Source organism: Streptomyces sp. CB02261 (assembly GCF_001905665.1).
In the GTDB taxonomy this organism is placed as follows: domain Bacteria; phylum Actinomycetota; class Actinomycetes; order Streptomycetales; family Streptomycetaceae; genus Streptomyces.
Genome location: NZ_LIVX01000001.1, coordinates 585,108 through 603,777, shown reverse-complemented (window position 1 = coordinate 603,777; position 18,670 = coordinate 585,108). Strand labels below are relative to the sequence as shown.

Below are 18,670 nucleotides of genomic sequence, written 5' to 3'. Positions count from 1 at the left end.
CCCACGTCCTCAGGAACGGACGAACTGGGGGCCCATCGGCGGCATCCGGAACTCCGGCGACGGGTGCTGCTCGGGGGCGGTCACCGGCTGCGGGTAGCCGTACGCGGGCGCGGGGACGTTCACCGGCGGCTGCGGGTAGCCGTAGGCGGGCGCCCGGTCGGGCACGGGCGGCGGCACCGTCGGCCGCGGGGGTACGGGGGTGTGGACGAGCGTCAGGTCCAGGTCGGGGGAGCCGGAGGCGGCCGTGGCGGCCTCCTGGCCCTCCTGGGGCCCCTCCGGGCGGTCCTGCCGCCCCACGCGCCCGTCCGGCCCCTCCAGGCCCTCCTGGGCCGCGTCCTGCCCGGCCTGGTCGTCCTGCGCGTCCTCGTCGACCGAGATGCCGAAGTCGGTGGCGAGGCCGACGAGGCCGGTCGGGTAGCCCTGCCCCACCGCGCGGAACTTCCAGCCGTCCCCGCGCCGGTACAGCTCGCCGCAGATGACCGCCGTCTCCTCGCCGGTCTCCGCGGTCACGGAGAACAGGGCCAGCGGCTCGCGCTCGGGCCCGGGCGTCGCGTCGTACAGCAGGATCCGCAGGTCGGAGACGGACCGGAAGGTGCCGCCGTCGGAGGAGGCCGCGATCACCACCCGGTCGACCGAGGGGTCGAGGGCGCCCAGATCGGCCTCCACGGTGTCCGTGAGGCCCTTGGAGTCCCGCTTCTTCGGCAGCCGCCGCACCAGCCCCGAAGGGTGGCGCGGCTGGTTGTAGAAGACGAAGTCCTCGTCGGACCGCACGCGGCCGTCGGGCCCGAGCAGCAGGGCCGAGGCATCCACGTCGGGGACCCCGGAGCCCGGGGTCCAGCGGAGCACGGCCCGTACGGCCGCGGTGTCGAGAGGGACGTTGGAGCCCTTCAGCATCGCGTGCGTCATGACCGTAATCCTGCCCTCCCGCCCGACCCGCGGACAACGCGGGGGCGGTACCGATACGGGGACGGGGTGACGGATGCTGTCGAGTTACCTGGATTTCATGAGTTGAGGGAACTGCGGACACCCGCACCTACGTACTATTACCGGCCACATGTCATCAGGGTCCAGAAAGGCAGACGGGGGACTTATATGCGTCATTTCGGGCACATCCCGTCCATGGCACGGGCTGGGCTGTTCCACCGCGAGCCGGCCGCGTTCACGGCCGACTCGCCCGCACGCACGCTCGCCGTGGCCCTGGGCGCCACGCTCTACAGCCCGGCCACCAGGCCGCGGCTCGCCGACGACGTGCGCAAACAGGCAGCCCGCGGAGTGGTCTCCATGGTGCTCTGCCTGGAGGACTCCATCAGCGACGCCGACGTCGAAGCCGGCGAGGACAACCTCGTCCGCCAGTTCGCCGACCTCGCCGACACCCCCGTGACGGACGCCGACACCGCCACGGACGTGCCCCTGCTCTTCATCCGGGTCCGCGAACCGCGCCAGATCACCGACCTCGTCACCCGCCTGGGCGAAACGGTCCGCCTGCTGTCCGGATTCGTGCTGCCCAAGTTCACCGAGACCCGCGGCCGCGCCTTCCTCGAAGCGCTCACCCAGGCCGAGGCGGCAAGCGGCCGGCGCCTCTTCGCCATGCCCGTCCTGGAGTCCCCCGAGCTCCTCCACCTGGAGACCCGGGCCGAGACCCTCGCCGGCATCGCCTCGATCACCGAGAAGTACCGCGACCACGTCCTGGCCCTGCGCCTCGGCGTCACCGACTTCTGCTCCGCCTACGGGCTGCGCCGCTCGCCCGACATGACCGCCTACGACGTCAAGATCGTCGCCCACGTCATCTCCGACGTCGTCAACGTCCTCGGCCGCTCGGACGGCACCGGCTTCACCATCACCGGACCCGTCTGGGAGTACTTCCGGCCCGGCGAGCGCATGTTCAAGCCCCAGCTGCGCCGCAGCCCCTTCATGGAGGGCAGCGCGGAGGACCTGCGCACGGCCCTGATCGAGCACGACCTCGACGGCCTGCTCCGCGAGATCGAACTCGACCGCGCCAACGGACTGCTCGGCAAGACCTGCATCCACCCCACCCACGTGGTCCCGGTGCACGCGCTCTCCGTGGTCAGCCACGAGGAGTGGAGCGACGCCCAGGACATCCTGCGCCCGGAACAGGGCGGCGGCGGGGTGCTCCGCTCCGCCTATACGAACAAAATGAACGAAGTGAAGCCGCATCGCGCGTGGGCCGAACGGACCCTCCAGCGCGCCGAGCTGTTCGGCGTCGCCAAGGAGGACGTCGGCTTCGTGGATCTGCTCACCGCCGGACTGTCCGGCTGACGAAGGGACGTCGACGACGTGGTGTGGACCGGAACGTGGGTCGCGGAGCGACTGGGCGTCGAACTGATCGGCGACGAGGAGCTACCGGCCCTGTTGGGCCTCGCACTGCGTCGCAACCCCAAGCGGGCGCACCTGCTGGTCTCCAGCGTGCTCGGCAAGCACGTGCCCCAGCGCCCGTCCGTCGTCTACGGCTCCGGCCTCGACCTCGGCCGGCGCGTCCGCGCGCTCCTCGGCGACGAGGAGGCCGCGCGGTCCGTCGTCCTCGGCTACGCGGAGACCGCCACCGCCCTCGGCCACGCCGTCGCCGACGGCCTCGGCCTCGCCCCGTACCTCCACTCCACCCGCCGACCGGTGGCCGGCGTCGCCCGCGCCGGCGGCTTCGAGGAGTCGCACTCGCACGCCACCTCCCACCTGCTGCTGCCGGAGGACCCGAAGCTCCTCGCGGGCGACGGACCGCTGGTCCTCGTCGACGACGAGTTCTCCACCGGCAACACGGTCCTCAACACCGTCCGCGTACTGCACGAGCGCTACCCGCGCGACCGGTACGTCGTCGTCGCCCTCGTCGACATGCGCTCCGCCTCCGACCTCGGCCGCCTGGACGCCTTCGCGGCGGAGATAGGCGCCCGCGTCGACCTGATCTCCGGCGCCGCGGGGACGGTACGCCTCCCGGAGGGCGTCCTGGAGAAGGGCCAGGCCCTGGTCGCGGAGCACGAGACGGCGTACGAGCCGGCCGACGCCACCCGCGGACCCGGAGCCGCACCCGTACGGGTCGAACTCGGCTGGCCGGCCGGCATACCCGACGGCGGCCGGCACGGCTTCACACCGGAACACCGCGCGACCCTGGAAGCGGCGCTGCCCGCGATGGCGGACAGGCTCGCGGAGGCGCTGAGCGACCTCCCCGCGACGAAGGAGCCCTCCACGACGGAGCCCGCCACGCAGGGCCCGGCCACGCAGGGCCCCGCTACCAGTGCGCCCGCCACGCAAGGCCCCGCCGACCCCGCCCCGGCGCCGCCCACAGGGCCCCGCGTGCTCGTGCTCGGCTTCGAGGAGCTGATGTACGCCCCGCTCCGGCTCGGCACCGCGCTGGAGGACGCCGGTCACGACGTCCGGTACTCCACCACCACCCGCTCGCCGGTCCTCGCCGTCGACGACCCCGGCTACGCGATACGCACCCGGCTCGTCTTCCCCGCCCACGACGACCCCGCCGACGGACCCGGCGACCGCTACGCCTACAACGTGGCCGGCGCGGGCTTCGACGCCGCCGTCGTCGTCATCGACTCCACCGCCGACACCCCGGCCCTGCACGCCCCCGACGGCCTCCTCGCCCAGCTCGCCGCCCACATCCCGCGCGTCGTGCTCGCCGTCGTCCCCTCGTACGCGCCGTCCACGCCGTACACCCCCCAGGACTCCGACTCCGAAGCTCCCGAAAGGAGCTCCATGCTGCCCGAGCCCCTCCGCGGCCCCGCCTTCTCCTCGTACGCGCCCGAGGAGGTCGGCTGGCTGCTCCAGGACCTCTCGGACGTCGAGCTGGAGGCGCCCACCGAGGAACGCGAGGAAGCCATCCAGAGCGGCGGCGCGCACTACGCCGAGTCGCTCCCCGTCGAGTACCAGCCCAGCGGCCGCTACCAGGAGCTCTTCCACAGCGCCCTGGAGAGCTCCGCCGCCCGGATCGCCCGCGCCGTCGGCACCGTCACCGAGACCGTCCTCGCCGAGCGGCCCGGCCGCGCCCCCGTCCTCGTCTCGCTCGCGCGGGCCGGCACCCCCGTCGGCGTCCTCATGCGCCGCTGGGCCGCCGCCCGCCACGGCCTCGACCTGCCCCACTACGCCGTGTCCATCGTGCGCGGCCGCGGCATCGACGCCAACGCGCTGCGCTGGCTCGCCGCCCACCACGACCCGGCCGACGTCGTGTTCGTCGACGGCTGGACCGGCAAGGGCGCCATCACCCGCGAACTCGCCGACGCGATCAAGGCGTTCGAGGCGGCCGAAGGGGTCACGGGCTTCGACCCGGAGATCGCGGTACTCGCCGATCCCGGCTCCTGCGTCCGCACCTACGGCACCCGCGAGGACTTCCTCATCCCCTCCGCGTGCCTCAACTCCACGGTCTCCGGCCTGATATCGCGTACGGTCCTCCGCGCCGACCTCGTCGGACCCGACGACTTCCACGGCGCCAAGTTCTACCGCGAACTGGCCGGCGCCGACGTCTCCAACGACTTCCTCGACGCCGTCGCCGCCCGCTTCGACGAGGTCACCGGCACCGTCGACACCGACGTCAAGGAACTCCTCTCCACCGACCGCACGCCCACCTGGGAGGGCTGGGCCGCCGTGGAGCGGATCAGCGAGGAGTACGGCATCCACGACGTCAACCTGGTCAAGCCGGGCGTCGGCGAGACCACCCGCGTCCTGCTCCGCCGCGTCCCCTGGAAGATCCTCGCCAAGCGCGGCGCGGACGCCGACCTCGCCCACGTGCGCCTGCTCGCCGAACAGCGCGGAGTACCGGTCGAAGAGGTCGACGAACTGCCGTACAGCTGCGTCGGCCTGATACACCCCCGGTTCACCAGGGGTGCGACAGGCGCCGACGGCAAGGCGGTGGTGTCCCAGTGAGTACGACCCTGGTCGCGAGCGACCTCGACCGCACCCTCATCTACTCGTCCGCGGCGCTCGCCCTCGGCATGCCCGACGCCCAGGCGCCCCGCCTGCTCTGCGTCGAGGTCCACGAGGCCAGACCGCTCTCCTACATGACCGAGGACGCGGCCGGACTCCTCGCCCTGCTGTCGGAGGAAGCCGTCTTCGTCCCCACCACGACACGGACGCGCAAGCAGTACCAGCGGATCCAACTCCCGGGCACCGAACCGAAGTACGCGATCTGCGCCAACGGCGGCCACATCCTCGTCGACGGCGTCACCGACCAGGACTGGCACGACTCCGTCCTGCGCCGGCTCGCCGACGAATGCGCGCCGCTCTCCGAGATCCGCGCCTACCTCACGGCCACCACGGACCTGTCCTGGGTGCGCAAGCACCGCGTCGCCGAGGACCTGTTCGCCTACCTCGTCGTCGAGCGGGAACGGCTCCCCGCGGACTGGCTGGGGCGCTTCGGCGCCTGGGCGGGGGAGCGCGGCTGGACGGTCTCGCTCCAGGGCCGCAAGGTGTACGCGGTACCGAAGCCGCTCACCAAGGGCGCGGCCGTCCGCGAGGTCGCCCGCCGCACCGGCGCCACGCTGACCCTGGCCGCCGGCGACTCGCTCCTCGACGCAGACCTGCTGCTCGCCGCGGACCGGGCCTGGCGCCCCGGCCACGGCGAACTGGCCGACAGCGACTGGACGGCCCCCCACCTCGACGTCCTCGCCGAGCGCGGGGTCGCGGCGGGGGAGGAGATCCTGCGCCGCTTCCGGGCGGCCGCCGCCGCGTAGACACCCCGATGGGTCAGCCGCAGCAGCCCCCACCGCAGCAGCCGCCTCCGCCCCCGCCGCCGCCGCTCGGCGCGGGGGCGGAGGAGCCGCCGACGGCCACGGCCGACAGCAGCTTCACGGTGTCGTCGTGCCCGGCGGGGCAGGAGGCGGGATCGGAGGACTCGGCCATGGGACGGCTGAGCTCGAAGGTGTCGCCGCAGGTACGGCAGCGGAATTCGTAACGAGGCATGGGAACAGGCTAGAGCCTGAGCTCAGGAACGGGCAGATGCACGGGGTCCGGTCGCGCGGGGCGGGCTCGGCCGGCTCCCTGCGGGCACCGATCTCGGCCCGGCCGGCACCCGCGACCCCGGGGGCCCGGCCCCGCCCCGGTCACAGGCGAGCCGACGACCCCGGGGCTTTCGGCCCCACCGGGGCGCCCGGCCCACAGTGGCATCCGGCCCACCGGGCGTCCGCCCGCACCGGGGCGTCCGCCAGCACCGAGGCGTCCGGCCCCACCGGGGCGTCCGCCCGCACCGGGGCATCCGGCCCCACCGAGGCGTCCGCCCGCAGCAGGGCATCCGGCATCCGGCCCACCTCGGTCTCGGTCAGTGCCCGGCGCCCCGCTCCTCCCGGATCTGCCCGACGACGTGCGCGGCCGTGGCCCGCACGCCCCCCAGTTCGGTGAGGAAGTGCCAGTAGTCCGGGTGGCGGCCCTCCAGGGTGGCGACCGCGCGGTCGATCCGGGCGACGGCCTCGTCGAGGGGGCGGGCGTGACGCGGATCGGGGGTGCTCCGCCCGAACATCGCGAGCCGCTGCGCGTCCCGTACGGCGAACCGGGTGCGGTCGATCTCCGCCCTCGGGTCCTTCGCGACGGCCTCCAGGCGGCGCAGCCGGTCCGCGGCGGCGGACACGGCCTCGTCGGTCGAGTCGAGCAGCGCGCGGACGGTGGAGAGCAGCGAGGTCGCGTCGGGCCAGCGCTGCTCGGCCCGCGCCTTCCCCGCCTCGGCGAGCCGCTCCTCGGCCTGCCGGAGCGTGTCGGCGGCGTGCTCGGGCACGTGCTGGAGGTCCTGCCAGCAGGGTGCGGTGAAACGCCGTCGCAGCTCCGAGAGGACGGGCTCGACGCCCCCGGTGCGGGTGGTGAGGGCCTCGGTACGGGTACGGAGGGAGACGAGGCGCCGGTCGATCTCGGCGGCCCGCTCGGGCAGGCGCTCCGCCTCGGCCCGTACGGCCTCGGCGTCGCGCAGGACCCGGTCGGCGCGCTGCAGGGTCTCGGGGACGCCGTGCCGGCCCGCGCCCTCGTTGAGCCTGGTCAGCTCGGGCCCGAGCTGGGCGAGCCGCAGGGCCAGGTCGTCGGCGCGCAGCCCGCTCTCCCGTACGGCGTCGAGGGCGCCGCCGGCGCCGCGCAGGGCCTGCCGGGCGCGCTCGACGGCGGGGGCGAGGCGGGCGAGCTGCGTCTCGGCGCGGTCGAGCAGCGGCCCGAGCCCCTGCTCGAACCGGTCGAGCTCGCCCTTGACGCGGTCGAGCTCGTCCTTGGCGCGGGTCAGCTCGGCGCGGGCCCGGCCGGCGGTCGCCGCGTCGAGCTCGTCGCGGTCGAGGTCGTGGGCGTCGACGGCGGAGATGTAGAGGTGGCTGACCTCGTCGATACGCCGCCCGAGAGCCTCGAAGCCCTCGACGGCACGGCGCGCCTCGGGGGAGCTGTCGACGGCGCTGATGGTCTCGATGGAGATCCGCAGGCCGCGCTGGGCGGTGTCGAGCTCGTAGAAGGCGGAGGCGGCGGCGTCCTTGGCGGCCTGAGCCTCGGCCCGCTGCCCTTCCCCCCGCCCACCGAACCAACGACGGGTCCCGCCACCGGCGAAGGCGTGCGGCAGCAGCGCACCGACCAAGAGCGGCAGAGCGAGCACAAGCCCGAGAGACGACCCCCCGGACGCCGCCCCAGCCGCCTCCGGCCCCCGGCGCGGCGCGTCACGCCACCGGACACCGGCCCCCCTAGCGTCGCTCACCGCCACGTACCTCTCCCCGTGCTGTGTCCGCCCTGCCCGGTCCGGTTCATTGTCCCACCCGGTAAGGACGAACACACGAGCTGATCAGTTCACCCCACCCCCGGAAACCCCCCATGACCGCACCCGCTACCCGGAGTACCCACCCGACCACGCAACCCAACGACCCCCCAGGTATCCGTTTGCGGGACCCACCCGTGCGCCATGTAGGCTGTTGCCTCTTCCACGGGTGCGTAGCTCAGGGGTAGAGCGCTGCTCTTACAAAGCAGATGTCGGCGGTTCGAAACCGTCCGCGCCCACCAGCAGGTAGCACGACAAAGGCTCAGGTCACCGGTACTGAACCGGGAGCCTGGGCCTTGTTCGTTCCCCGGGCCGGGGAGGCGGGGGAGGGGCGGCGTGCCAGATGCGTCGCCGGACTCGCCCGGCCGTACTTTCTTGATCTACTCGTCGACGTGAGCGGCGATGGCGTGGTCACGCCCGTGCACCAGGTGCTGATAGATCAGCGCGGCCCGCACCGAGGCATGCCTCCCGTGCCGACCTTGCTGAAGTCTAGGCGCGGGATATGACAACGGGTGTTGCCTCGTGAACTATTCGTGCGTGCCGAAGAGCACTGAGAGAGCCTGTTGGCGCGCTGACCAGGGCATCTATGACTGAGTAGGGCAGCCCCGGACATGATCCGGGGCTGCCCTGTCGTTGGGCGTGCTGCTGCTAGCCGAGAGCCGTCGCCTGATCTCCCCCTCTTCGCGGGTGGTGAGGTCCAGGGCGGGCAGGCGACGGCCGCGGATTGTTGCTACGCGGAGCACGTCCTTGAGGGCTTCTGTCAGGTCTGCCGACAGTTCTTGAAGCTCCTCCAGGTCACCAGCCTCGTCCCTGAGGACTTCCATCGCGTGTGCCACGAGGGCGGCCGCGAAGTTGAGTTGGATCGCTTCGGTACTGTCGGCCAAGCGGGACAGGTGCCCGCCTTGGTCGTCGGTGCTCAGGTAGCAAGGCTTGTCGTCCGGGCCCAACCACGGCAGGAGGCGGAGTTCGTTGTGCGGCGTCATCCTTCCTGTCCCTTCTCGCCGGCGCTTGTTGTGTGGTGCGTGATGAAGAGCGCATCAGTTCGATCGCTGGGGAGCGTCAGGAGGGCTGCCTCGACCACACGGCCCATGGTGTCTGTCGACACGCGGGTGATGGAGAGGACCGCCAGTGTTGAGGTGATTCGGAGGATGGAGGCTTCTTCGAGGGTTGGGAGACGGACGCATACCTGGTCTCGGCTTTGCTTCACGCCGGATCGGCGACAAGGCATCTCAGCCGACGCCAGGTCGCGCGGGACGTAGACGCGGGCCAGGCTGTGCAGCCTCTTTCCCTGGTGGGTGAGGTAGAGGAACTCCGTCAGTGGGGTGCGCGAGGGGACCTTGAGTAGGGGGATGAGGTCTCCGCGTGCCCGGAGGTTGGTGGTGCGGATCGTGACGTGGAGGTCTGCGTCCGGGGTGAGGTGGCCTTCCGCGTCCATGAGTCTGCGGAGGGGCGGACGGACGTAGTTGCCCTTGCCGTGGATCTTGTCGATCAGGCCCTCGGCCTGGAGGAGTGCGAGGGCGTTGCGCAGGGTCGGGGTGCTCACCTTGTACTGGGCGGCGAGCCTCGGTTCCGAGGGGAGGCGGGCGCCGGCCTGCAGATGGCCGGCGGTGATTTGGGTCCGGAGGTCGGCGGCGATGGTGTCGCGGAGAGACGGCATGGCGGTCACCACCTTCTGAGTACTCGTATGGCGATCAGGCGCGTACGGGTGTGCATCGTCAGGAGCTCGCCCGATTCGAAAAGGAGGCGCTTGGCACCGCCGGGCAGTTGGCGGAGGTCGGCCACTTGGCACGGCTGGCCGCCGATCTGAATCAGGTCGCCGCGCTGCACCGTGGTCGTGGTGATCTCGACCGGCGAGGCAAGTGCACCGCCCGAGGGATAGCCGTTCATGAGGCCGCCTCTGGTGACCTGGTCGCGGAGTGGCAGGGGCAGGCGCACGCTTCGTAGACGACGGGGATGTCGATTGGTGCCGTCGCCGGGGAGGAGTGCGCGCACTCGTGGTGGGTGCCGATCTGGCAGGCGCTGGACCGATAGGGCGTGGTCGCCGCCGAGGGGATGCGGATCATCCGTGGGCCTCCACCGGCACGAACCAGGTGTGGGCGAGGAGGTGGGGCGGAATCGGGGCCGAGTTCTGTCGGGTTCGGTCTTCGCCGACCAGGACGTACGGGCGGACGAGGGCCGTCTCTTCGCCCGGGAGGAAGTTTGTGCGGTCTCCGAGCTGTCGGAGCAACAGCGTCAGTTCGTCGGGCGGTTCGGGGAGAGCGAGCGTCGGGCGGGTCGACGTTAAGGGCTCCCAGTGCCGGGCCCTTTGGGCGTATCGATCTCTGGTGCGCCTGATGGCGCGGCGGATACGGTTGAACATGCTGATCAGCTCCTATCGCTGACGGCCAGGTCCCTGGACATCGCCCGTCGCGGGGACCGCTTTGTTCACGGCGGCCCATAGGGCGCGTCCGCCCAGGCTGGTGGCCAGGAGACCGAATCGGTCCGCCGCAGCCACGACTTCCAGAACCTCCTGCCATGTCTCGGCGGGGAGGGATTCCGGTAGCTCCGCTTCGATGGATGTGTGCTGCGGGTGCCCTTCCACGCGTGTGGTGAGCCCGACCGCTGACAACCGGGCAGCCAAGGCCTCTGCGCTTACTTCTGGAGCAGGCACAGGGCAGCCTCCGTCACCGGCGATCACTTTCAGTGAAGCTAGTTAACTAGATTAGAGCTAGTGGACTAGATTTTCCATATGTCTGAGCAGCCGCCTTATCTCCGCATCGCCGACGAACTGCGGCGGCGGATCGCGGAGCACGAGTGGACTCCAGGAGACCGGCTACCCTCTCGGGCCCAGATCGGCCAAGAGTGCGGGGTGGGTGAGAACGTCGTTCGCCGGGCCCAGGAGCTGCTGATCTCCCAAGGTGTGCTGGAGGGACGGGCCGGGTCCGGGGCCTACGTGGCCGAGCCTCGGCGGCGGGTGCGGATGGTTCGGTCTGCGGCGCGCGAGCAGCCGGACGGGTCGCCGTTCCGGGCCGACATGAAGGCCGTGGGACGGAATGGCGGCTGGGAGAGCCGGACGGATGCCAAGGTACCCGCGTCGGCCGAGATCGCTGCGCGGCTCGGGATCGGGGAGGGCGAGCTGTGCGTCCGGACCGTGTACGAGTTCCTCGCCGACGGGCGGCCCGTGCAGTTGTCGACGAGCTGGGAGCCGTACGACCTCACCGGTGGGACGCTCATCGTCCTTCCCGAGGGCGGGCCTCACGCCGGGGCCGGTGTCGTGAACCGGATGGCCCAGATCGGCGTCACCATCAGCCACGCAGTGGAGCAGCCCGAGCCGCGGCAGGCGACCGCCGAGGAAGCGTCGCTTCTTGGGATTCAGAAGGCCGGACTCGTCACACACATCCGGCGGACGTACTACAGCGATCAGGGGCGGCCCGTGGAGACGGCGGACATCGTCGTCCCAGCCGCCCTGTGCGAGATCGTCTACGAGGTCCCCATTAATCAGCAGCAGGCGTAGCCCGGCTCGAAGTATCGTCGGGCCGGCTGCAATCCCGGTGCTGCAAAGACGGGCGATCGGGCGACGATTGGCCGGGAGTTTCCGTTGCCCGCACCCGTACCAGCACCAGATTCGGGCAAGACCGATGATCGTTGCGAGGCACCGTGATCGACGCAGCACGTAGGGCGCGGATAGCCAGCATGGCCGAGGCAGCGGAACCCGTCTGGGTGGAGTCCCATGACGGCACAGCCTTGCAGGCGTTCTTGAAGGAGCGCGGCTGTGACGGGGTGGACGCCGTCAGGGTCACCATGCAGGTCGTGGGATGTGGGCTCGTCGAAGCGCAAAGGATGTTCTTCGCCGCGCCCTGCCGGTCCGACGAGCTCGCCTTTCATAACGCGGTTATGGAGGGCTTGGAGCAGTCTCAGACCCGCAGCACGTGACGATGCCGGCGGTTGTGCTGTCCGGCCCCGTGGGGGCTGGGCTCAGCGGCACAGTCCCATGATGGTGTCGTCGAAGTCGGGGAACTCTTGTGTGGCCTGCGCGACGATCGTTGCTGCCGACGCGCGGCAGGCCGGAGCGTGCTGCTCCGCGATGGCTGCTAGGTCCTCGTTGAGCCGCGGAGCCCAGTCGGGTTCGGGCTCGTAGAAGGCGGCCGCTTCCCACGGGCCGAAGCCGTCAGCCAGCAGCCATAGGAAGGCGCCCAAGTCGCGGGCGACGACTCCGGTCTCTCCTTCGGAGCCCATGAAGACAACGGGCTGCTCTGCCAGGTCTTGGCCGGGGCGGATAAGCCAGAAGGCGACGTTCCCGCCGGTGCCGTCCTGGCCGAAGACGCGGAAGTCATCGCCGGTCAGGTCGCTGTTCCCCGTCCATGCACGGAGCCAATCCGTGGTCTCTTCGGTAGTCAGGAAGGACTCGTAGGGCTCGAAGTCGACGCCGTCCTTGCCTATGCAGTCGAGCCGGACCGCCATGGCAGCGGCGAGCGCAGCGGGAAACTGACGGTCTTCGTTCGGGATCATGCGAACAGATTAGTGACCGCTCGGGAGGCCCACGAGGCAACTGGCCTCACCGGCTGTGCACGTGGGCGTTCGTGGGAGGCCTGTAAAAGCAGCTGTGAGCAGCCGCCCGCGGCGGACAATGGGGTCATGACGCTGACGATTTGGGTCGATGACTGGCAGATCCAGTGCTGTGGAGAGAGCTTCGCGCCAGGAGATGTTGTCTCGTGGACCTTGCTGGAGGTCGATCCGGAGGACTACGCCGACGTCGTCGGTAGCGAACGTGCGGCTGAGATCGACTTTTGCGAGGAGCATCACGGCCAGGAGGAGGGGCACGCGCCCACCTCGGTGGAAGTGGTGTCGATCGTCGAGGTGCACTGCCGTTACGGGGTACCCCTGGGCGCCGCAGACAAGGTGAACTACCCCGTTCCGGGCACGACCGTACTGGTACCGGTTGAGAAGGCGGACGGGTGGGCGAAGGCCGGGCCGGATCTCAGGTTCGCGGGCTACTTGGTGACCGCCCGGCGTGTCACAGGCCTGCCGGAAGGCGCGGCAGCTCGCGGTCAATGAAGGAGCCTGCGGACGCGTGCCAGATGCGTGCCAGATCGAACGGTCAACCACGGTCACTGGAGGATCGCTGCGGTACCCACAGCTTGTGACAGCCCTCGTAGCGCACAGAGCCGGTGAGCTGCGATGACGGATCAGCCTGCGGGTGCCAGGCTTACAAAGCAGATGTCGGCGGTTCGAAACCGTCCGCGCCCACCAGGGAAAAGGCCCCCAGTCGATCTTGACTGGGGGCCTTTGACATCCGCATCTGACGTCAACGTCCATGGTCGGGGGAAACGGTGGAGGACGTCTTCGATACGACCGGGACCCCGCCGAAGGGCTGGATGCACGCCGTCTTCCACGGCGGCCCGTACGGAGAGGACGTGGGGCGCCGCATCCCGGGTCCTCCCGCGCCGGTAACGCTCTCGGTACGGCTGGCCCGGGGCGGTGTGCACGTCTACCGTCTGTGGACGGTGGGGTCATGGTCCGATCCGGATGACCCGATAGCCGTCTACAACCCCGACGGCCCCCCGGTTCCGCCGTCTGTCCTGACCGCCCAGGAGAAGGAGTGGCTCCAGGAGGGGCAACGGAGGCAGGGACTCGAGCCCGTGAGGCTTGTCGCGCTGGCCGCTGGCGGATGAATGGTGTGCGACCCCGATGCCCCCGCCATCGAGACGATGCTCACCGGACTGGCGAAGGGACAGCACCTGCTGCTCCAGCGACTGACCGGTCACGACGAAGGTGACTGCTTCCTCCAGGTCCTGCTCGCCGATGACACCACCTACCTGGTGGAACACAGAACAGGCACAACCGCCGAGCGCCACCGGACGCGATCAGCTACCCAGGCGGAGGTCCATGACGCTGTCCTTCGCTGGACAGCTGATCACGGGACGGTGACCTGACGGTGTCCAAGAGTCGCCACCCCAACGCGGGGCGGAGCGTCGCCGTGTCGTGGCGGGCGTCGTGGAGGCTGGCGTTCTTCGCGACGTGGGGAGAACCACGGCGGGGCCGACGGTGCGTGAGGCGCGGGTTCGAGCGATGCCCTCGGCGGGCCCGAGCAGGGCCGTGCAGCCGAGTCGGGTTGTCAGTGCTCCGGCTTACCTTCTCGGCATGGCGAACAGACCCTCTGAGAACTGGCGTACGTGGATGGCGGAGGTGGCCCGCGACGTCGAGGCCGGAATCCTGGGGCCCGAGTGTGCCGGCGTGGCCGAGATGTACCCCGAATCCTTGCTGAGGGCGACGGACTCAGTGCTGGAGGCGTTCGAGGCGGAGGTGTGTGCGCTGGTGGAGCCCTCCGACGAAGAGATCTTCGGGACGGTCGAGAGGGTTGTCCTCGCGCTCAATTCTGTCGACGAGGACGTCGACCACGGCGGCGCCGGATTCTGCACCGAAGAGCGGGAGCAGCTCTGCGCGTACATCGATCTCACTTTGGGCGAGCATGGAGTGGACGTGGCTGCTCTGGCGGCGAGGAGAGGTATCGATCGAGCCGAGATCACGGACGCGTGGCGCGACTGGTGACCGGCTTCCCCGGCGGTGGACGGCGGTCTGACGCGGTGTGCGGTGGCACCGCCTGGCAGTGGAACCGGAGGGTAAGGCCGGGCTGCTCACGCCGTACGAACGGCATAGTGATCTCTGGGCGCTCACCGAGGCCAGGGTGGGCGGCTCGGCGTGCTCTTGGCTCCGGGGCGAGTTGACGGGGGATCCACAAGGCCGGTGTACTCGCCGCATGGTTGAGGTGGGGGACGCGCCCGGGGGTGGGGTGCTCGGTGGGGAGATGACGGCGCAGCGGTACGTCGAGACGCGGCTGTCGCAGTATCAGGAGTGGTACGACGCCAAGGCGACGCGGATGAAGGCGATGCATCTGCGGATGCGGACCGTGTCCGTCGTCGGTGCGGCGCTCGTGCCGGTGTTCGTGAATCTCGATCTGGGCTTCGCGCGGGTCACGGCCACCGTTCTGAGCGTGATCGTCGTCGCCGCCGTGTCGCTGGAGAGCGTCTACCGGTACCGGGAGCAGTGGAAGAACTACCGGTCGACCGAGCAGCTCCTCGGGCACGAGCGGGTCTACTTCGAGGCCAAGGTGGGTCCGTATCAAGGCCTTCAGAAGCGGGAGGCGTTCTCGACGCTCGTCGCCCGGGTCGAGAGGGCCATCGCCAACGAGAACTCCGCGACCCTGAACGTCATGACCCTCGGCGGACAGGTCGGCGCCGACGTGCAGCAGCACGGGATCCCGTCCCCCCGCGTGTCGCCCGAGGCGAGCCCGGACTAGCAGCGGGCCCCGGGGATCCCCCGAGGCCCGTCCCGCGTCAGGTGCGGCGCGGGGTCAGCACCACTTGTAGTCGACCCGCGTGGAGTTGTACGAGCAGACGTCGACCCGCGTGCCGTTCGACTTCTTCAGCGTCGCCGTGTCACGGTCGTTGTTCCAGACGTACGCGCCACGGTTCTGGTAGACGTTCGCGGCGGTGTTCGTGCCGCGGCCCGTGCGGACCGTCACGATCTTGCCCTTGCCGAGGACGTAGTTGCCGAACGTGTACTTGTGGTTCGCCGCGTCCGTGAGCGTCCACCCGCGCAGGTTGACCGCCGCGCCGGTCGTGTTGCGTATCTGGACGTACTCGGAGTTGAGGCTCGCGTTCGAGCGGCGGTCCGTGCCGGGGCTGTCGTAGTAGATCTTGTACAGGTGCACCGAGCCGGCGGCCTGCGCCTGGGTGGGCAGCAGCAGGATGCCGGAGGCGGCGGCCGCGGTCACGGCCGCGAACGTGCGTGCGCGAAGCATGAATGTCCCTCAGTTTCTGCCGGGCGCCCGCCGATGGGCCCCGACGCGCACACAGAATACGCACGCCCTTCACGTCGTCCGCACAATTTGACGGGATGTGGCCAGAGGTAATTTAAGCTTGTCCGATGTTCGGCGCGTCTGCTTGGCGAGGGCTGCACCTGGGGGGCCGCGCTGCGCTTCGAGGTCACGCGTCGAAGTCGTACTCCAGGACGTACGCCGACGCGTCCAGCGTCATCTCGTTGAGCTCCACCGCCGCCCCCTGCCCCGTGTACGCCGTCCTCCCGATGAGGACCACCGGCGTCCCGAACTCGAGCGCCAACCGCTCCGACTCGTCCGCCGTCGGCATCCGGGAGCGGATCTCCTCACGGAACCGCACCGGCCGGTGCCCCAGCTCGCCGAGCCGCGCATAGGTCCCGCCCGGCCCCGTGTCCGGCTCGGTGATCGGCGTCCCGCGCACCAGCTCGGCGGACAGGTACGACACGGAGAGCAGCACCGGCTTGGCGTCCAGGACGAAGCGGCGGCTACGGACGCAGACGGGCGCGCCCGGCGACAGGTTCAGCGCCCCCGCGACCCGCGCGCCGGCCTCCGTCTCGCCCACCTCGATCTGGTCGACGACCAGGTCCCGGTCCTCCACGTCCGCCGCCCAGACCGAGCGCCCGCTGCCCCACTGCTCGCCGGACAGCCGGGGAATGCCCCGGCGACGCAGCGGCCGGAAGACGCGGACGAAGACCCCGGCGCCCTTACGGGCCTCCGCCAGACCCTCGCCGCGCAGCACGGACAGCGCCTGGCGCGCCGTCATCCGGGCCACCGCGTACGTCGTCATGAGGTCGTTCTCGCCGGGGAGCCGGTCGCCCGGCGCGAAGGCGCCCGACTGGATCGCTGTTCTCAACTCATCAGCGATGCGCTGGTACTTGGGACGACGAACGCTGTCCTGGTCAGTCACGGGTGGACCACTCCCTTCATCTGCGGGACACCCTACGGCGCACCCCGAGGCCAGGGTGCACACGTGTACGCCGCCCCGCCCGGGCGATCCATCCATCGGGGGACATCTCTAGAGATACGTTGACAGGGCCGGTGCTCCGGGCTTCTCTGGGTGTCCCCATGCTTCGGGGACCGGGACGGAGGGACACGTGCAGCCACTGCCCGAGGTCGGTGACCTCGTCCGCGACACCGCCACCGGACGGGTCGGTTTCTACGTGGAGAGCGTCTCCGGGCGCTTTCTGATCAGGGCCGTCCACGGCGCCGGCGAGTGGGAGGCCGAGCCCGCCGACGTACAGCTCGCCACGCCTCTCCGTGAGCTGCGGGCCCGCGCCGCCGAGATCAACGCGCGTAGCCGCCGGGGGCTCGGGGCCTGACGCCTGCGGGAACCGGGCGCCTCGGGGCGGTTGTCAGTGGCGCGCGCCACACTGGAGGCATGTGCCGCAGCATCAAGACTCTCCGACCGCCCGTGCTGCCCGAGGAGGCGACCGAGGACGACATCCGCGCCGCCGCCCTGCAGTACGTCCGCAAGGTCTCCGGGTTCCGAGCCCCCGCCGCCCACAACCGCGAGGTCTTCGAGCGGGCCGTCGACGAGATCGCCGACGCGACCGCGAGACTCCTCGACGGCCTGGAGGTGCGCGGGGCGCACCCCGCGGTCAGGAGGCAGGAGCGGGAGCCGCAGCCGGACGCCGTATGAGATAGGCGGCGAGACCACCCGCGAGGAACAGTGCGAGGGTCGACACCCCCGCGCTGAACCAGGTCGCGCCCAGCCACTGACCGCCGAGCCAGCCGAGCCCCACGCTGTACGAGGCCCAGGTCACGCCCGCGAGCGCCGACCACGGCAGGAACTCCTCCACCCGCCGCTTCGCCGCGCCCGCGCCGAGCGAGACCACGGACCGGCCCGCCGGGGCGAAGCGCGCCAGGACCACGAGCAGGCCCCCGCCCCGCGTCAGGGCCGTGCCGAGACGTTCCTGCGCGACGGACAGGCTCCGCGACCGGGCGATCGCCCGGTCCAGCCTGGCCCCGCCCCGCCTCGCGAGCCGGTACGCGAGGAAGTCGCCGAGGACCGAGGCCGTGGCCGCGCAGAGGAGCAGGGGGAGCAGTGACGGTACGTCGGGGGTGGCCGCGGTCGCCGTCGCCGCCGCCGTGGCGGCGGTGATCACCAGGAAGCCGCTCGGCAGCACGGGCAGGAAGACGTCGAGCAGGATCGACGTCGCCACCACCGGGTAGATCCAAGGACCGGCGGTGAGCGACCGCAGCGATCCCAGGCTGTCGAGCAGATTCACAGGGCCAGAGCCTACGCGGGCGCCGCGGCCCGCCTGCCGGGTGGGTGCCAGGCCCTTTGCCGGGCGGGTGGCGGGCGCTTGCCGGGTGGGTGCCGGGCCGCCGGGCGGGTGGGTGCCGCGTCGATGCCGGGGTGATCGCCGGGTCCCTGCCGGGTTTGCCCCGCTGGAGCGTCCGCTGGGCCCCGCGGGCACGCCGGCGCCGTGACGTATGCGAAAAGGCCGGAACGCGCGCTGCGCGTTCCGGCCCCTTCCTGTATGGCGTACGGCTCCGCGCGACCCCGTAGGGCTTCACACAGCTCGTGCGGGCCGTACGGCGAGTGGTCAGGCCCTGACCGGTGCGCCCTGCTCCTCGCGCTCCTTGCTCGTCCCGCCCGTCGCCGCGCTCGCGCCGCCGCGGGTCCCGAAGAGCCGGTCGACGGCCAGGGCGCCCGGGCCCGTGAACACGAGCAGAAGGAAGGACCAGCAGAACAGGGCCGAGGCCTCGCCGCCGTTCTGCAGCGGGAAGAGGGCCTCCGGCTGGTGGGTCGTGAAGTACGCGTACGCCATCGAACCCGAGGCGAGGAACGCGGCGCTCCGGGTACCCAGACCCGCCAGGACCAGGCCACCGGCGACGAGCTGGATCACGGCGGCGTACCAGACCGGCCACGTGCCTGCCGGGGCGGTGTTGCCACCGAGGACGCCGAAGAGCGAGGCGGCGCCGTGGCAGGCGAAGAGCAGGCCTATGACGATGCGGAAGAGGCCGATCGCGTACGGCCGGGTCTGGTCGAGGCGGTAGGCGAGGCTTCTGCCCGCGCCGCTGCGGGTGGTCGGGTGGTCGGTCATGGGGGGACTCCTTCGGCCTGTGGGGACGGAAACCGATGAGGCCGTAGGTTAGGCACCCCTCAGTAGTACTTGCAAGTTCAACAT

At 71.0% G+C, this 18,670-nt stretch carries 24 protein-coding genes and 1 tRNA gene; 13 read left to right on the top strand and 12 right to left on the bottom strand.

The window, feature by feature from the left end; all coding sequences use genetic code 11:
* Positions 1 to 9: 9 nt before the first annotated feature.
* Positions 10 to 906 carry a TerD family protein gene (locus AMK29_RS02765; RefSeq protein ID WP_073806991.1) on the bottom strand — a complete coding sequence of 299 codons (897 nt, stop codon included), beginning with the start codon at positions 904 to 906 and terminating at the stop codon, positions 10 to 12.
* A gap of 186 nt (positions 907 to 1,092) precedes the next feature.
* On the opposite strand from AMK29_RS02765, the gene AMK29_RS02760 reads away from it, so the two are divergent.
* From AMK29_RS02760 to AMK29_RS02750, 3 genes are read left to right on the top strand one after another with little or no spacing between them, the layout of a single operon-like run.
* Positions 1,093 to 2,277, top strand: a complete 1,185-nt coding sequence (locus tag AMK29_RS02760; protein ID WP_073806990.1) for an HpcH/HpaI aldolase/citrate lyase family protein — start codon at positions 1,093 to 1,095, stop codon at positions 2,275 to 2,277.
* Positions 2,278 to 2,295: 18 nt separating this feature from the next.
* Positions 2,296 to 4,878, top strand: coding sequence for a phosphoribosyltransferase (locus tag AMK29_RS02755; protein ID WP_073806989.1), 2,583 nt, complete (start codon positions 2,296 to 2,298; stop codon positions 4,876 to 4,878).
* Positions 4,875 to 5,684, top strand: a complete 810-nt coding sequence (locus AMK29_RS02750) for an HAD family hydrolase (RefSeq protein WP_073806988.1) — start codon at positions 4,875 to 4,877, stop codon at positions 5,682 to 5,684. Before AMK29_RS02755 ends, AMK29_RS02750 begins: the two co-directional genes overlap by 4 nt.
* 13 nt (positions 5,685 to 5,697) lie before the next feature.
* On the opposite strand, the gene AMK29_RS02745 is transcribed toward AMK29_RS02750, so the two are convergent.
* Positions 5,698 to 5,913, bottom strand: a complete 216-nt coding sequence (locus AMK29_RS02745) for an FmdB family zinc ribbon protein (protein ID WP_073806987.1) — start codon at positions 5,911 to 5,913, stop codon at positions 5,698 to 5,700.
* 355 nt (positions 5,914 to 6,268) lie between these two features.
* On the bottom strand, positions 6,269 to 7,564 hold the full coding sequence (locus AMK29_RS02735; protein WP_107422505.1) for a hypothetical protein: 1,296 nt from the start codon (positions 7,562 to 7,564) through the stop codon (positions 6,269 to 6,271).
* Between the two features lie 323 nt (positions 7,565 to 7,887).
* On the opposite strand from AMK29_RS02735, the gene AMK29_RS02730 reads away from it, so the two are divergent.
* Positions 7,888 to 7,962: transfer RNA gene (locus AMK29_RS02730), tRNA-Val, on the top strand.
* Positions 7,963 to 8,304: 342 nt separating this feature from the next.
* On the opposite strand, the gene AMK29_RS02725 is transcribed toward AMK29_RS02730, so the two are convergent.
* The 4 genes from AMK29_RS02725 to AMK29_RS36905 form a co-directional block, all read right to left on the bottom strand.
* Positions 8,305 to 8,703, bottom strand: a complete 399-nt coding sequence (locus AMK29_RS02725) for a hypothetical protein (protein ID WP_073806985.1) — start codon at positions 8,701 to 8,703, stop codon at positions 8,305 to 8,307.
* Positions 8,700 to 9,377, bottom strand: coding sequence for a GntR family transcriptional regulator (locus tag AMK29_RS02720; protein ID WP_073806984.1), 678 nt, complete (start codon positions 9,375 to 9,377; stop codon positions 8,700 to 8,702). Before AMK29_RS02720 ends, AMK29_RS02725 begins: the two co-directional genes overlap by 4 nt.
* 5 nt (positions 9,378 to 9,382) lie before the next feature.
* The gene (locus AMK29_RS02715; protein ID WP_073806983.1) at positions 9,383 to 9,607 is read right to left on the bottom strand and encodes a hypothetical protein; all 225 of its coding nucleotides are present in this window, start codon (positions 9,605 to 9,607) and stop codon (positions 9,383 to 9,385) included.
* Between the two features lie 484 nt (positions 9,608 to 10,091).
* A complete protein-coding gene (locus AMK29_RS36905; RefSeq protein WP_073806980.1) occupies positions 10,092 to 10,370 on the bottom strand; it encodes a hypothetical protein in 279 nt (92 codons plus the stop codon).
* Positions 10,371 to 10,448: 78 nt separating this feature from the next.
* Between AMK29_RS36905 and AMK29_RS02695 the strand changes: the two genes are divergently transcribed.
* On the top strand, positions 10,449 to 11,213 hold the full coding sequence (locus AMK29_RS02695; protein ID WP_073806979.1) for a GntR family transcriptional regulator: 765 nt from the start codon (positions 10,449 to 10,451) through the stop codon (positions 11,211 to 11,213).
* Between the two features lie 179 nt (positions 11,214 to 11,392).
* A complete protein-coding gene (locus AMK29_RS02690; protein WP_073806978.1) occupies positions 11,393 to 11,632 on the top strand; it encodes a hypothetical protein in 240 nt (79 codons plus the stop codon).
* 42 nt (positions 11,633 to 11,674) lie between these two features.
* Here the strand turns inward: AMK29_RS02690 and AMK29_RS02685 are convergent, their stop codons facing one another.
* Positions 11,675 to 12,208: an SMI1/KNR4 family protein gene (locus tag AMK29_RS02685; RefSeq protein ID WP_073806977.1), complete on the bottom strand. Its 534-nt coding sequence runs from the start codon at positions 12,206 to 12,208 to the stop codon at positions 11,675 to 11,677.
* Between the two features lie 126 nt (positions 12,209 to 12,334).
* On the opposite strand from AMK29_RS02685, the gene AMK29_RS02680 reads away from it, so the two are divergent.
* The 5 genes from AMK29_RS02680 (at position 12,335) to AMK29_RS02660 (ending at position 14,996) form a co-directional block, all read left to right on the top strand.
* Complete coding sequence (locus tag AMK29_RS02680) at positions 12,335 to 12,754, top strand: DUF6578 domain-containing protein (protein WP_073806976.1); 420 nt, start codon at positions 12,335 to 12,337, stop codon at positions 12,752 to 12,754.
* Positions 12,755 to 13,029: 275 nt separating this feature from the next.
* Positions 13,030 to 13,371, top strand: a complete 342-nt coding sequence (locus tag AMK29_RS02675) for a hypothetical protein (RefSeq protein ID WP_073806975.1) — start codon at positions 13,030 to 13,032, stop codon at positions 13,369 to 13,371.
* Between the two features lie 36 nt (positions 13,372 to 13,407).
* Positions 13,408 to 13,632: a hypothetical protein gene (locus tag AMK29_RS02670; RefSeq protein ID WP_143202879.1), complete on the top strand. Its 225-nt coding sequence runs from the start codon at positions 13,408 to 13,410 to the stop codon at positions 13,630 to 13,632.
* A gap of 208 nt (positions 13,633 to 13,840) precedes the next feature.
* Positions 13,841 to 14,248: a hypothetical protein gene (locus tag AMK29_RS02665; RefSeq protein WP_073808218.1), complete on the top strand. Its 408-nt coding sequence runs from the start codon at positions 13,841 to 13,843 to the stop codon at positions 14,246 to 14,248.
* Positions 14,249 to 14,456: 208 nt separating this feature from the next.
* Positions 14,457 to 14,996, top strand: coding sequence for a DUF4231 domain-containing protein (locus AMK29_RS02660; protein WP_241845074.1), 540 nt, complete (start codon positions 14,457 to 14,459; stop codon positions 14,994 to 14,996).
* A gap of 54 nt (positions 14,997 to 15,050) precedes the next feature.
* On the opposite strand, the gene AMK29_RS02655 is transcribed toward AMK29_RS02660, so the two are convergent.
* On the bottom strand, positions 15,051 to 15,500 hold the full coding sequence (locus tag AMK29_RS02655; protein ID WP_073806972.1) for a lamin tail domain-containing protein: 450 nt from the start codon (positions 15,498 to 15,500) through the stop codon (positions 15,051 to 15,053).
* 184 nt (positions 15,501 to 15,684) lie between these two features.
* Positions 15,685 to 16,443, bottom strand: coding sequence for a GntR family transcriptional regulator (locus AMK29_RS02650; protein ID WP_073806971.1), 759 nt, complete (start codon positions 16,441 to 16,443; stop codon positions 15,685 to 15,687).
* Positions 16,444 to 16,630: 187 nt separating this feature from the next.
* Between AMK29_RS02650 and AMK29_RS02645 the strand changes: the two genes are divergently transcribed.
* Together AMK29_RS02645 and AMK29_RS02640 are read left to right on the top strand one after the other, a co-directional pair.
* The gene (locus tag AMK29_RS02645; RefSeq protein ID WP_073806970.1) at positions 16,631 to 16,855 is read left to right on the top strand and encodes a hypothetical protein; all 225 of its coding nucleotides are present in this window, start codon (positions 16,631 to 16,633) and stop codon (positions 16,853 to 16,855) included.
* A gap of 59 nt (positions 16,856 to 16,914) precedes the next feature.
* On the top strand, positions 16,915 to 17,175 hold the full coding sequence (locus AMK29_RS02640; RefSeq protein WP_073806969.1) for a DUF2277 domain-containing protein: 261 nt from the start codon (positions 16,915 to 16,917) through the stop codon (positions 17,173 to 17,175).
* Here AMK29_RS02640 and AMK29_RS02635 read toward each other — a convergent pair.
* Complete coding sequence (locus tag AMK29_RS02635; RefSeq protein WP_443334043.1) at positions 17,135 to 17,764, bottom strand: DedA family protein; 630 nt, start codon at positions 17,762 to 17,764, stop codon at positions 17,135 to 17,137. The genes AMK29_RS02640 and AMK29_RS02635 overlap by 41 nt on opposite strands.
* 321 nt (positions 17,765 to 18,085) lie before the next feature.
* The gene (locus AMK29_RS02630) at positions 18,086 to 18,586 is read right to left on the bottom strand and encodes a DoxX family protein (RefSeq protein ID WP_073806968.1); all 501 of its coding nucleotides are present in this window, start codon (positions 18,584 to 18,586) and stop codon (positions 18,086 to 18,088) included.
* Positions 18,587 to 18,670: the final 84 nt, after the last annotated feature.